The organism is Vibrio makurazakiensis, assembly GCF_050337375.1.
GTDB lineage: Bacteria > Pseudomonadota > Gammaproteobacteria > Enterobacterales > Vibrionaceae > Vibrio > Vibrio makurazakiensis.
This window is the reverse complement of the sequence record NZ_JAKJSW010000001.1, coordinates 1-13,735: the sequence shown is the minus strand read 5'-3', so window position 1 is coordinate 13,735 and position 13,735 is coordinate 1. Positions and strand designations below refer to the sequence as shown.

Below are 13,735 nucleotides of genomic sequence, written 5' to 3'. Positions count from 1 at the left end.
TTGGAGTCTTGAAACTGAAATTGATTATATTCGGATAGGTGCTTATTGATAGGTTACAAAAATAGTGGTGCGTGAGACTTCAATGATTGGTATGTAACCATTAACAGCGTTGCATGAAAACTTGAGCAAAGGCTTGTTCAGTTTGCTATTAGGATCATGTACGAGAGTAGAGTGCAGTTAGGTAAAAGAGTGAGTTAGACCTAGAATTCACGGCTAGATGGTGCACAACCTAAGTATTGTAGCAATACATATAGGCTTTCCTGATCCAGGGCGACTTTTCTAAAAAGATCGGCAAACGTTGTATCGCCACCAAAGCACGCTTGGATATAGTGGTTGATCTCTTCATTACAGTAGCCTTCGACGTACAAAGTTCGTACCCACTGATATTCCACAGCTTTGAGGTTAACTAATGTCGATTCACTAAGGGTAGTTGTCGCAAGACTCACTGAATTGCTCCTGATAGAACATTGACTTCCATAATAAGAATCAGGATTAGAGCAAAGCAAAATGACGAATTGATGACAGAGAAGCGTTTATTTGAGAAACGACGGAAATTGCGTGCACTTTAACCAAAAAACGAGCAATTTAATGCTCGTTTTGGTTAACTCATGTGAAATTTCAATAAGATGTCTATTTTAAATACTTAACGTGAGCTTCCATTTCTTCACCAATTTGCTTACGCATGTTCATTAGGCGAATAGCAGAATCACGCATTTCAATATCTTCAGGTGTTTCCGGGATCCACTCTGGAACTTTGGTTGAGTTACCATTCTCATCGACCGCAACCATAATGACGATACAGTGAGTCGTTAGGCGGTTATTAAGCTCTTTAGGGTCACTTGCTTGAACATCAATACCAATGTGCATTGAGGATGAACCTGTGTAGATCACGCGTGCTCTGACTTCGACTAGGTTGCCGACATGAATCGGAGCAACAAAACGAATACCACCGGCGTATGCCGTAATACAATACTTACCACTCCAACCGGCAGAGCAAGCGTAAGCCGCTAAATCGATCCACTTCATCGCGGCGCCACCGTGGACTTTACCGCCAAAATTCACATCACCCGGTTCAGCTAAAAAGCGTAAAGTAATCTCGCGTTGGCGACCATCGTTGTTCTGACTACTGCTCATAGGTCTTCCTAATCTATTTATTGTTCTCGTTATTATCGCTAATAAGTCACATTATTGAGGGGAGTAACAATAGTGTTACTTAATAGCAACAATAGCGCCTTCAATCGCATAATTAAAGTAGAGATTCTCTTTTATCCCTAACATTAACTTGGCACAATTGAATGACTCCAATAAGAAAGTAACCGATATGCGTATTCTTCATACTTCCGACTGGCACTTAGGCCAGAATTTCTTTACCAAAAGCCGTAAGAACGAGCATTTAGCCTTCCTTCGCTGGTTACTTGAAGCGGTCACCAAACATAATATTGATGCCGTCATTGTGGCGGGAGACGTGTTTGATACAGGGGCTCCACCAAGTTACGCCCGTGAAATGTATAACCAGTTTGTCGTCGACTTGAATCTGCAGGGTTGTCAGCTTGTGGTGCTTGGCGGTAATCACGATTCCGTATCGACGTTGAATGAATCAAAACAGCTTTTGGCATGTTTGAATACGCATGTAATTGCCAATACCAGTGATGAACTTGACGAACAGATTATTGAACTGAAATCTGATGGTAAAATTGGCGCGTATTTATGTGCTGTGCCGTTTGTTCGAGCAAGAGATGTGGTCAGTAGCCAGGCTGGAGAGTCTGGCGTTGCTAAACAGCAAGCGCTAGGAAAAGCGATAGAACAACATTATCACGATCTATTTAACCGTGCGTGTGAACTGCGTAGTGAACAATCTCTGAATGTACCAATTATCGCCACTGGCCACTTAACGGCATTAGGGGTAACAGCGACGGAGTCGGTACGCGACATATACATCGGAACCTTAGATGGTTTTGATGCTAAAGGTTTCCCTGCAGCGGATTACATTGCGTTAGGCCATATCCACCGTCCGCAAATCGTAGCTAAAAAACAGCACATTCGTTACAGCGGCTCGCCAATCCCTCTCAGCTTTGATGAGCTAAAGTCAGACAAACAAGTTTTGATGGTGAATTTTGACGATGGAAAATTGGAATGCGTTGAGCCTATTTCTGTTCCTCGTTTTCAGGAAATGCACAGCTTGAAGGGAGACTTAGCCACTATTGAATCTCAAATCAAGCAGCTTGCCGCTGAAAGTGGTGAAAGCAGTGTTTGGGTGTCTATTGAAGTACAGGTTCAAGATTTTCTTTCGGATCTGCAAAACCGAATTCAATTAATGGTCGATGGAACTTCAATTGAAGTGCTTCAATTGCGCCGTTCTCGTGAAAGTTATTCCGCTTCACTCAAACAAGCAAAGAATGAAACGTTGGCGGAATTAACCCCGTTCGATGTATTTAACAAGCGCCTTGAGCTTGAAGAGTTTGAAGGTGAATCGGAGCAAGAACGCCGAACCAGAATTACCCAAACGTTTAAGAAAATAGTCTCGGATATCGAACATCAGGAGCCAGCAGAATGAGAATCTTAACGCTACGCTTTGGTAACCTGAACTCCCTAAAGGGCGAGTGGAAAGTCGATTTTAGCCAGTCTCCATTTGCCGATAATGGGTTGTTCGCGATCACTGGCCCTACAGGGGCGGGCAAAACCACGCTGCTGGATGCTATCTGTTTAGGGCTTTATCACAGCACGCCAAGGCTTGGGCAACTTTCGACCAGTAGTAACGAGATCATGACGCGAGGCACTGCGGAATGCTTCTCGGAAGTTGAATTTGAAGTGAAAGGCAAAGCTTATCGAGCATTTTGGAGCATGCGACGTTCCCGTGGAAAAGCGGATGGCAATTTGCAGGCTGCTCAAGTCGAACTCGCGGAAGTTGAATCTGGCAAAGTGTTGGCGACTCAGATAAAGAAAAAATCTGAGATGATCGAGTCACTCACCGGATTGGACTTCGCTCGTTTCACCAAATCAATGATGCTATCTCAAGGTCAGTTTGCGGCTTTCTTAAATGCCAAAGAGTCGGAACGTGCAGAGCTACTAGAAGAACTTACAGGGACTGAGATCTACGGTTTGATCTCAGAAAGTGTTCATCAACACTTTAGCCACGCCAAACAAACATTATTGCAGCTAGAGTCTCAGGCTCAAGGTGTGCAGTTATTAACGCCCGAGCAAGTCGAGCAATTTAAACTGGAGCTCACAGAAGTTGAGTCGAAACAGCAAAAGATTAAGCAAGTATTAGAGCAGCTGAACGCGCATAAGCTTTGGTGGGAACAACTAGAGAAACAGCAAGCAGAACTGGGTCGCGCTCAGCAAGACAATCGTAATGCGCAGCAAGCGATAGAAGAAGCACAGCCGCAATTGGATCGCTTAGCGAAAAATGAACCTGCTGAAAAATTGCGAGCGCCTTACTCGCTGTGGCAAGAAGCTGAGCATCGTCATAACGAACTGCAGAGCCAACAGCCAAATCAGCAACTAAAATTTGACGTCGCGATCTCAGCCGTCGCTGAGACGAACCAACAGCTTAAGGTTGCTGAAAATGCACGAGATGACGTTAAGAAGCAGCAACAAGCACAAGAGACGCTGATTAACGAAAAAGTGTTACCACTCGACAATCAAATCACCCAAGTGACTCAGCAGATAGAATCACTACGAGTACAGGAAACGAAGCAATCTCAGCTAATAGAAACACAACAAGCTGAAGTGGTTAAGCTCGATCAGCGCAGTAAACAGTTGATAACAGCGAACGCTGAATTAGAACTGTACCTAGAATCCAATGCTGCTGATGGAAAGGTGGAAGTTCAGTTAGAAGGCTGGAAAGCGCAGCATGCTCAGTTGCAGCGTGATCAGGATAAGTGGGTTCAATTGCAAAAAACAGGTTCTGATTTAGAGCAACGTACCACGCTGCAAAACCAGCAGTTGAATCGTTGCCAACTCGCTCTTGATAATGCTGAAAAAGAACACCAACAGGTGGTACAGCAACATAGTCAGGCGACAGAGCGACTTAACGGCCTTGTTCAAACTACAAATCGAGAACACTGGGAAACGCAGTTAACCGCATTGACGAATCAACTTGCGATGAAGCACTCGTTGACGAGCTTGCAAGGGCAATGGCTGCAAGCGACACAAGAATCCCAGCAGAAACAGCAATGGTTACAGCAATCAAAGCAAACCCAAAACGATCTAGAAAACCGCCGAGAGCAGCTGCGTAATCACTATCAAACTCAAAAGCAGTTACTGCAATCTATGGATCTGTTGCTTTCGCAAGAAGAGCATCTAGCGCACTACCGAGCACAATTAGCACCAAACTTAGAATGTCCACTTTGCGGCTCACTAGAACACCCTAAATTGGAAGGCGCGCAGACTGTTAATCAAAATGAGCTTCTCGAACAAAAACGCCAAGCCCAGTTAGATTTTGAAAAAACAGAACAATCCGGACGCGATATAAGCGCTGAACTAGACGCGCTTACGAGACAAAAAGCGGAGTTTACGGAGCGTCTAGAGTGGCTGACACAACAAATTAATGAATCGCTAAACCATTGGCAAATACAGTGTGACGGCTTGGCGAACAGTGGTGTTATGGATGGTGATTCGCCAGTACAACTTGATATCGGCCAACCAGATACCGTTAATGTGTTGATGTCGGCACTAGAGCAACAAAAGCAAACAGCTTCAGTACAGCTCAGTGCCATTTTGGATGTTGAAAAGCAGGTTCAACAAACCACCGATTCTGTTAATAAAGTTCAGTTGCAGCTTCAGTCAGTAACCAGTGATTTAACGCTTGAACAGCAACGTAGTGAGTCTTTAGTAAAAGAACAGGCGACGATTCAATCTCAGCTCAATGAGCTTAGCCAAACGCTTTCTGATTTGGAGAAGGCATTGCGAAGTGCCATTGAGTCGAGTGGCTTTGAAGTGGACTCGTCTATTTCAATTGATGTTTGGTTTGTGCAGAAACATAAGGATGCACAACAATGGCAGCAGTCTTCATTGGCACTTCAAGAAAATACTAAGCAATATGCGCTAGTAGAAAAAGATTTGGCGAACACCTTGCAACACCTTTCTCAACTTAAAGCGCAATTGGCTGATTTTGAACAGTCGTTAGTTGAACTAGAGAAAACGAAAACACAGCAGGTTACCGAGCGCCAACAGTTGTTTGGAGAGCAAGCGGTTGAAGTGGTACGAGCGAATATGTCGAGTCAGCTTGAAGCGTGTGAGGTGACCTTGAAAGCCGTGGTCACTCTGGCTCAAAAGCAAGACGCGGAACTTCATAGTGCTAAAGCTGAATTAAAAATGCTGTCAGATAACTTGGCGAAAGTAAGTTTAGAGTTGACGAGTAAAGCGTCTGAGTGGCAACAAGTGTTGAACGCTAGCCCATTCGCTGACCAACAAGAGTTCTTAGCATCGCTACTTACGGAGCAAGAGCTAAATGAGCTCTCTGTACTTAAAGCGAAACTTGATAAACAGCTAGAAGCCAGTATTGCAGTGCTCAATGCCTGTGAAAAAGAATTGAACAAGCTCAATGAAGCAGAGCTCGCAATTCAATGGCAGCAAACTCAACTCGTTGAAGTGATCGGATTGTATAACGAGCAACAACAAGAGCTCGATACCAGTGTGAAGCGTTTAGGTGAATTGACCAATGAACTAAAGTCAGATGAAAAGCGCAGACAAGGGCAGCAAACATTATTCGACCAAATTGATGAATATCGTCAGCAGTACGATGATATTCAGTATCTTCACTCGTTAATTGGTTCACAGAAGGGCGATAAATTCCGTAAATTTGCCCAAGGTCTGACGCTAGATAACTTGGTGTACTTAGCTAACAAACAGCTTGAACGCCTACACGGACGTTATCTATTAAAAAGAAAAGGTGGAGAAGGGTTAGAGCTCTCAGTGCTTGATACATGGCAAGGTGATGCTGTACGCGACACCAAAACGTTATCTGGCGGTGAAAGTTTCTTGGTGAGCCTAGCATTAGCGTTAGCGCTTTCTGACTTGGTCAGTCACAAAACCAGTATCGACTCTTTGTTCTTGGATGAAGGGTTTGGCACGCTGGATGCGGAAACTTTAGATATCGCGTTAGATGCACTTGATAACTTGAATGCATCAGGAAAAATGATTGGTGTGATCAGCCACATCGAAGCGATGAAAGAGCGTATTCCTGTGCAACTAAAAGTGACGAAGAAAAGTGGCCTTGGGGTGAGTGTTCTAGAACCTCAGTATCGTATAGCGTAATACGCTTTTGATGTGTTAGAGCGCGTTCTTTGTACGGAACAATTAAAAGTACGGCACAATTAAAAACGCCTGGCTATTTGCTAGGCGTTTTTATTTCTCATCGAACAAGGCTGAGCCTTCTATAAGGATCAGCCGGCAATAAACATTACTCTGCGATAAAGTAGAGATCTTTTGCGTAAATATTGCCCTTAGGATTATTTTCAGGGAAGCCTTTTAGTGTTGTGCGGACTAAACGAGTGTGATTGTAGTGATACAGAGGGATCACTGCGTTTGCATCGTTAAGTAGGGTTTCTGCTTGATTGTAAAGATCGTAACGTTGCTTTTGGTCTGCTGTGCTGCCAGCTTGATTAAGAAGCTCGTCAAACTTTTTATTACAGTACCCACTTTCGTTGGCCGTGTGACCGCATGTAAAAGTATGAAGCTGCGCTGACGGCTCTGGGTAGTCTCCAAACGACCAAGAGCGAGCCAGTTGATAATCGCCTGAGCTTTTCGCTGCAACGTAGGCTTTCCACTCCATATTTTCCAATTCCACTTTCACACCGAGCGGTTTCCACATAGAAGCAATAGCCAAGGCGATCTTCTTGTGATTATCACTGGTGTTATAAGTGAGTGTGAATTCTAGAGGGTTGTCTTCATTGTAACCGGCTTCATTCAGTAACTGCTTTGCTTGAGCCAATTTTTTCTGGTGGCTTAGAGCTTTAAAGTCGGCAGCAGGGGCGTCGTAATTGGGAATCGTATTAGGCACAACATTGAAAGCTGCTTCTTCGCCTTGCCCCGTTACTTTATCGACCAGGATATCGCGAAGAACCGACATGTTTAATGCTTTACGAACGCGAGCATCATCAAATGGAGCTTGTGTGGTATTGAATGAGTATACGTAAGAGCCTAAAAGCGGTTGTGACTTGATTTGTCTTGAATCTTCACGCTTCAGCTTTTGGTAATACTCTAGTTGAACACGGTTTGTCATATCAATCTCACCCGCCTGGTAGCGGATCAGCTCGGCATTTTGTGAGGATAAACCAAGGTAAGTCACCTTATTGATGACAGTCTCAGCGTTGTCCCAATAGTGTTCATTACGAACGACTTCTACATATTCATTCGGAACCCAACTGTTTAATGTGTAAGCACCGTTGGTTACGATATTTTCTGCTCGTGTCCATTGTTCACCATGCTTTTCAACAACCGATTGAGGCAGAGGGAAGAACGTTTTTACACTCNTTAAACTTAGGAAATATGAGGTTGGTTTCTCTAAGGTAATTTCGACGGTTGTGTCATCAATAGCCTTGATACCGAGTGACTCAACAGGTTTGTCACCTTTAATAATAGAGTCAGCGTTAAGAATATTTGCTGTTACAAAGTAGTGGCTCGTATTGTTCCCCGTTTTCGGGTTAATTGCTCGGTGCCAGGCGTATACAAAATCAGACGCTGAAACAGGTTCACCATTCGACCACTTGATATTGTCGCGTAAATTGAAAGTAATGGTTGTTCCACCATTGCTGAAGCGCCAATCCTTTGCTTGTGCGGGGATTATTTGCCCTAGCGTATTCTCGATCACGAACCCTTCAAACATATCATTCGCGATAACATCTGCAGCGACCCCAGCATTGACAAAAGTTGGGTCGATTGAGGTTGGTTCTGTTGCGTTACCACGAACTAAATGTTGCTCTTCGGCAAGTGTGACATCGTTTGGTACCGAGGCGGAATGAGCGATGGTCGAGCCGGTTAAAAGAATTGCGGCAATAGTGAGATATAGGGGTTTCTTAGTCATAGTTTCCTTTCCAGACTTTAACAGAACTCTATCCATTAAATATAAAAAGGATGAAAAAGGCAAACGCGATTTTATTTTAAAAGCTGGAAACTAGAGCCCCATACAGAAGCCCTAGTCTCAGTGAAATTTAGATGGTTTCTTGCGGCTTTTTGAGTTCAGGAATGCATTCGCTCATTAACGGCTTTTGACGTTTGAGCTGCGATAGAATTACCCCTGAAATAACCATTAAACCGCCAATTAGATGGAACGTGTGGATCTCTTCTCCAAGCCCATTTGCTGCTAATACCACTGCAAAAACGGGCATAAGGTTCATAAACATCGCACTTGAATCAGCCCCTATCGCATCAATGGCTTTTACCCACATCCAGGGGGCTAATACCGATGCTGCGACAGCAGCGTACGCAATCAATGGTAGTGATGCTTGTGTTGGTAGTAGGTGCTCACTACTTAGCCAAAGAGGCGTCAACATTGCCACAGCGAATAGCCCTTGGATATAAATGACAACCCAATTCGTGATTGGCATTTTCCATCGTTTAAGTAACACACAGTACGTAGCGTAAACACTCGCTGCGATTAGCATTAACCCATCACCTTGAGTAATGTTCTGATGAAGGAAAAACAGAGGGTCCCCTTGGCCAAGCATAAAAGCAAGACCCGCTAACGAAATAACGCCACCGATAATACTTAATGCTGAGATGGATTTTTTCAAAAGTGGCACACTAATAAAAACACTGATTAGCGGAACAAGCGACGTAATTAGTGCCATGTTAGAAGCCGTCGTGGTTAAACCTGCGTAGTAGCCGAGGGATTGGTTGAGTACCATCCCTAAGAATCCAAGAAATGCCAACTTACTTAGGTTTGGCTTAATTGTCGGCCATTGCTTTATTACTGATCGAATACAAAATGGAGTAAGAATAAGCATTGCAAAAAACCAGCGATAAAAGCTCATTGCACTTGGCTCTATGACGCTAGCGGCCATCTTGTTAACGATGGCATTTATTCCCCAGATCAAAACTGTGAATAAAGGAAGAAGATAGATCATGTGAATACCGTCGCAATTAGGTGAGAAGAAACTAGTTTGACAGGTCGTAATGAAACTATGTATCTTTAAAACGACATTGAGCGCGATAGGAAGACAAGTTTGAAAAAGCCACAAAGAAATCTTCACCCATCCTTATCAATTGATAAAGCTCCATCCAACGTATTTATGAATTTTGAAGCGTTTTTGTCAAATACCGAGACAAGGGTACACAGCCATCCATGGGGGCAAGTACAGCTTATCAGTGGTGGGATTTTGGAGATGGAAGCAGAGGGCACGCGTTTTCTTGCTCCGCCGCATTTAGCTATTTGGGTGCCTGCTGGGGTTATGCATTGCAGCTATAATCGCAAGCCCTTAGATTATTGCTCATTAAACATAGCTCCGGAATTTACGAAGAACCTACCTGATACAACAAGCTTGATTAATGTAACGCCAATAGTGACATCTATTGTGGATGACTTTCGTCTACGTGAAGTGAATGTTGCCCAAAGTGTACAAGACCAGCGTCTCGTCCAAGTTTTATTAGATCAGCTTGCTACTCGAGAAGTCGCTCATCACTTTTTGCCATCGAGTGACAATAAATATCTTGCACCGATATTAGCTTCTATTGAAGAGAATCCGATCGAAGACGTTTCGTTAAAACAGTGGGCTGAAATAGTTCATACTACTGAGCGCACTTTAGCTCGCCATTGCCAGAGTGAATTAGGCATGAGCTTCACTGAATGGCGCTTACGAGTTCGCTATTTGTATTCGATGGACTTGTTAAGAAATGGACAGTCAGTTAAAGAGGTCGCGTTGACTCTAGGTTATAACCAGGCCAGTCCATTTATCTCGATGTTCAAGAAATACTCGGGGACAACGCCAGAACAATACAAAAATCGCTTGTTGTAACTCGCTTTTCTCTAGATTTTTGAATGGGAAGACCCTAAGTCTTAGGTTGCCGTATTATGGTATTTCAGATAGTTTTTGCTTTAAGTCGTCTATTTCAAGCAACTCTTTTTCGATTTTACGCTGATACTTTCGAATCTTATCCGTTTCACCGCTACTCACTGCTTTTTCTAAATCAGAACGATACTGACTAAGGTCTTCTTCATTCGATGTGATCTTTTCTCGTAGGTCGTCTTTCAAGCCTTCGTTAGTGCAGTTTTCTTTAGCAGAGTTCAACGCTTTCGTTAATCCTTCTACTTTGTGTTTATTACCGTATTCCTCTGCTTTCGTTATTTGGTATTCGATCTCACAGAATTTTTTTTCGCAGCCAGACAGCCCTTCGCACTGTGTGCTGGCTGTACTGTTAAAAGAAAGCGCACAAAGCAATAACAGTGAGCCTTTTTTAGTGTGTAGAGTCATGATTTACCTTATCGTTGAATATTATCAACTTGGACTATTTGTTGTGATAAAAACTTAGCACCTTTGAATTGGTAGGTTGACAACAAAGTGTAAARTTAAGCAGTGGCATTTTTAGTGCAGCAACTGCTACAGCAGATTGACGATAAAAAAGAGCGAGAGGTAAGCCTCTCGCTCTTTTTGTTTGTGCGGTATGTTCAAATCAAGGTCACATCGTTTGTAGCTAACAACATCTTAGTTTTCTTGTATTGTTACGGACGTCAGTGCGATTGAAACCTGCGAGTTGCTGCAAACTCATTTATAGAGATGGATTTAATATTTGCTGCGTGCGTTCGAATACATCTAAACCTTGCTGCTTTAGCCAAAAGGGGATGTCAATCNATACCCAGTTCTCTGATAGCTTGTTACCTTCACGGTAGTAAACGTCCACCACTTGCATATCGGCGCGAATTTCACCTCCGGGTAGCCCTAAGAAGCCACCAATTGGTGTATTAGATAGGTTTGGCCAACCAAAAAAGCAAGAGAAGTTACCTTCTGCGAAGCGACATATGTGCCCATTAAACTTTTTATCTTTCAGGTTGTTACGAAACGGTAGCTGATGTTGTTGCTGATAACGGGGGATCGTGTAAGACGCGCCGATACCACATGGGCCATACCAGATCATGTCTTTAGACCAACTCTTTTCTAGTATATCTGGCGGGCAGCCCATAGCACCGCTATCGTTCAGTGTTGAAAGGTCATCTACCATTTTATTAACGAGTGCTAGTGTATCTTGTCCTTCGCTAGGTGCTGCATCTTCGAATAAAAGTCCATCGTGGTTACGAGGCCCCGGGTACACAAAATGTCTACCTGTTGATGGCGGTAATGGGTAGCAGCCCGCTTGGTCCATAACTCCCAATAAGTCGAGAAATAGCCCTGTTTTCGTAATCTTACCGTTTTGGACACAGCTAAATTCGGCGTAGCGGATATTCATGATCTTGCCGGTAGGGCGCATACCCAGGAACTCTGCATCAAAAAGCCCCATAAAGTGGCCCATACTCATTACCCAAATTTCATTAGGGGCAATTTCATTGTTACCCCCAATAAAGATATCTTGACGGCGTTGCATGCGCGTGATGGATTTCATGAGTGGCGACCAGAAAACCTCAGCAGTGGCCTGTGCTCCCACTTGTTCTCGAAAAGGGTAGACACCACGCCAAAGGTAATCTTCTGACGTGTGTYCTTTGAGGACTTGCGCCACGTTTTCGGGAGTTGCGTTTTCCATGGCGTCGAAGTATGCGCGTACGACACTTTTTGCTTGTTGGTATTTAGACATAGTTATCTCTTTTCGCAGATAGCTGGAAATGGTTCAAAGGTATGACTCTTCTGAGTTTCTCGTTATGGCTTATCCAGTGTGTTGGATAATTTGCTTCCAAATAGCCAGTTCGTCGTAAAGCACATATTCACGACGTAATCCCCAAGGGCCAAATTCAGCATGGCATGCTCCCATGATGTAAACCTCAGCGCCTGTGGGCTGACCAAAAGCACCATAGCCTTCATGCTTACCTTGAAGCGACCATCGGATGGCTGCCCGTGGTGACATCATGTCGTCTTCTAGACCTATACGGTGGTGAACCTTAAACTCTGCATTTGGGAAAGAGGAACGCAATTGAATCCAAAAGTGGTCGATTTCAGAATGTGAAAGCGCAGATTGACCACCTGCGTATTCCCCAATACAAGCACGATCATACTCTTGCGGAATCACACTCAGTTGAGCATTCATAATTGCTTGTAGGATGTCTTCGTATTTGCGGCCCCATTTGTTGTCATTACCAACACCTAGGTAAGGCCCTTGTTGGTCACAAGCAGGTGTGAATACAGGTTGGCACTTTTCGATTCCGCCACTCTGGTCGATCAAATGCTGCGTGTAAGCTTTTGGTGTATAACCTAGTTGTCTGGCAATAGAGCCTTGATCTCGGATGAGCCATTCATCATTGATTTGGTTATTAATAGCGTGGCAGTCTGCAATGATTCTAAATTTGAGCTTAGTACCGGTCTCTTTATCGGTTGCGGTGGAGATGATGCGGTGTGACGACAACATGCCTTGCTCTGGTGAACCGCTCCAAATAACATCTTCGCCAAACAGAGTTCGGTCTGGGTATTGGGCAAGCACGGCTAAAGTAGCGTTGATGACATCTTTATTGCCGATAGCGATGCCTTGTGGTGTTCTTACCACGATATCTTCAGAGTAATAATCATGCAGGGTGTGTAAGCCGCGATCTTCCCAGATCTCTTTGGTAATGCCTAATATATAGTCTGGGAAGTTTTGCCATTTTGGTTCAAATCCAGTCATAGTCATTGTTCTATCCTTGAATTATTTGTTCGTGGCGAGCCTAAGCTAGAGACAGGCTCACTCAATTTAATTATGTGTTTAGCGCTCAAACTGACGATAGCGTGCTTTATTGAGTTCTTTCATTCTTGCAAAAACATCAACGCCGAGCTGGTGGTAGACGTCGAGCAGATCGACCAACACCCAGTTTTCTCGAATTTTGTCTCCTTCAACTCGCCAAAAGTCGAGGCTCCGCATCGTGATATTTTGATTGGATGGCGCAATGCCGAGCCAACCACTTCCCGATACCGTCATCTCCATTCCTGGCCATGCCGTGAAGGCAACGTAGTTATTATCAGCAAATAGGTAACCATTCCCTTCTTTGGTTCGCCTATCGGGTAGGGCATTTAAGAAAGGAATTTGATGCCAATTTCTAAATCCTGTTATTCCCCGGCCAGTCCCAATACCAGAAGGGCCATACCAACTCATTTTAGGGTGCCAAAATGATTCAAGAGTCATGGCGTTTACGCCGCCTTTGGCGTGCTTTGATAAACCATTTAGCATTTCTGAAACGACGGTTAAGCTACTGTCTGCATGCGTTGCATTGGTTTGCCCAACGATACCATCTAGTGTGGCTGGTGCCGGTGGGTGCCACTCTCTGCCTAAACTTGGTGTCATTGGCCACGCTTGTGCCTGCATCATCAGTTCAGGGATATCCCACAACGCTTGGACTTCGACCACTTTCCCGCCTTCAAACCGGTAGAACTCATGAAAGCGCATGGATATTTGATGCCCTGTGGGTGGAATATCAAGCCAAGGCTCCATGAAGCAACCGGTGTAATAGCCAGCACAACCCACCCAATCGCCACCATTGGCGTTGCCACCCATTTCTATATAGGTGCGTTTTTCTAGATCAGGAATCGCTTCCAATAAAGGTTGATATAGTTCTGATATCAACGATGGCTTATTGGTAAGTTGTTCGAACGGATAGCCATATTGTAGTGTTGCGGTATCACTG

General features: G+C 44.1%; 11 protein-coding genes. 3 read left to right on the top strand and 8 right to left on the bottom strand.

The window, feature by feature from the left end:
• Window positions 1–200: 200 nt before the first annotated feature.
• Window positions 201–446 (bottom strand): hypothetical protein, encoded by a 246-nt coding sequence (locus tag L4C33_RS00055; RefSeq protein WP_428810451.1) that lies wholly within the window; start codon window positions 444–446, stop codon window positions 201–203.
• Between the two features lie 184 nt (window positions 447–630).
• The gene (locus L4C33_RS00050) at window positions 631–1,134 is read right to left on the bottom strand and encodes an acyl-CoA thioesterase (RefSeq protein ID WP_428810450.1); all 504 of its coding nucleotides are present in this window, start codon (window positions 1,132–1,134) and stop codon (window positions 631–633) included.
• 187 nt (window positions 1,135–1,321) lie between these two features.
• On the opposite strand from L4C33_RS00050, the gene sbcD reads away from it, so the two are divergent.
• Both sbcD and L4C33_RS00040 read left to right on the top strand, forming a co-directional pair.
• Window positions 1,322–2,554: an exonuclease subunit SbcD gene (gene sbcD, locus L4C33_RS00045; RefSeq protein ID WP_428810449.1), complete on the top strand. Its 1,233-nt coding sequence runs from the start codon at window positions 1,322–1,324 to the stop codon at window positions 2,552–2,554.
• Window positions 2,551–6,258, top strand: a complete 3,708-nt coding sequence (locus L4C33_RS00040; RefSeq protein WP_428810448.1) for an AAA family ATPase — start codon at window positions 2,551–2,553, stop codon at window positions 6,256–6,258. The genes sbcD and L4C33_RS00040 overlap by 4 nt, the downstream gene beginning before the upstream one ends.
• A gap of 145 nt (window positions 6,259–6,403) precedes the next feature.
• Here L4C33_RS00040 and L4C33_RS00035 read toward each other — a convergent pair whose 3' ends face one another.
• Both L4C33_RS00035 and L4C33_RS00030 read right to left on the bottom strand, forming a co-directional pair.
• The gene (locus tag L4C33_RS00035; protein ID WP_428810447.1) at window positions 6,404–8,026 is read right to left on the bottom strand and encodes a peptide ABC transporter substrate-binding protein; all 1,623 of its coding nucleotides are present in this window, start codon (window positions 8,024–8,026) and stop codon (window positions 6,404–6,406) included.
• Between the two features lie 127 nt (window positions 8,027–8,153).
• A complete protein-coding gene (locus tag L4C33_RS00030; protein WP_428810446.1) occupies window positions 8,154–9,068 on the bottom strand; it encodes a DMT family transporter in 915 nt (304 codons plus the stop codon).
• Window positions 9,069–9,167: 99 nt separating this feature from the next.
• On the opposite strand from L4C33_RS00030, the gene L4C33_RS00025 reads away from it, so the two are divergent.
• Complete coding sequence (locus tag L4C33_RS00025) at window positions 9,168–9,956, top strand: AraC family transcriptional regulator (RefSeq protein ID WP_428810445.1); 789 nt, start codon at window positions 9,168–9,170, stop codon at window positions 9,954–9,956.
• A gap of 54 nt (window positions 9,957–10,010) precedes the next feature.
• Here L4C33_RS00025 and L4C33_RS00020 read toward each other — a convergent pair whose 3' ends face one another.
• The 4 genes from L4C33_RS00020 to L4C33_RS00005 all read right to left on the bottom strand — a co-directional run.
• On the bottom strand, window positions 10,011–10,412 hold the full coding sequence (locus tag L4C33_RS00020) for a DUF1090 domain-containing protein (protein WP_428810444.1): 402 nt from the start codon (window positions 10,410–10,412) through the stop codon (window positions 10,011–10,013).
• A gap of 295 nt (window positions 10,413–10,707) precedes the next feature.
• On the bottom strand, window positions 10,708–11,724 hold the full coding sequence (locus tag L4C33_RS00015; RefSeq protein WP_428810443.1) for a nuclear transport factor 2 family protein: 1,017 nt from the start codon (window positions 11,722–11,724) through the stop codon (window positions 10,708–10,710).
• Window positions 11,725–11,793: 69 nt separating this feature from the next.
• Window positions 11,794–12,747: a nuclear transport factor 2 family protein gene (locus L4C33_RS00010; protein ID WP_428810442.1), complete on the bottom strand. Its 954-nt coding sequence runs from the start codon at window positions 12,745–12,747 to the stop codon at window positions 11,794–11,796.
• Between the two features lie 72 nt (window positions 12,748–12,819).
• The coding region (locus L4C33_RS00005) for an ester cyclase (protein WP_428810441.1) at window positions 12,820–13,735 on the bottom strand (916 nt) is incomplete at its 5' end.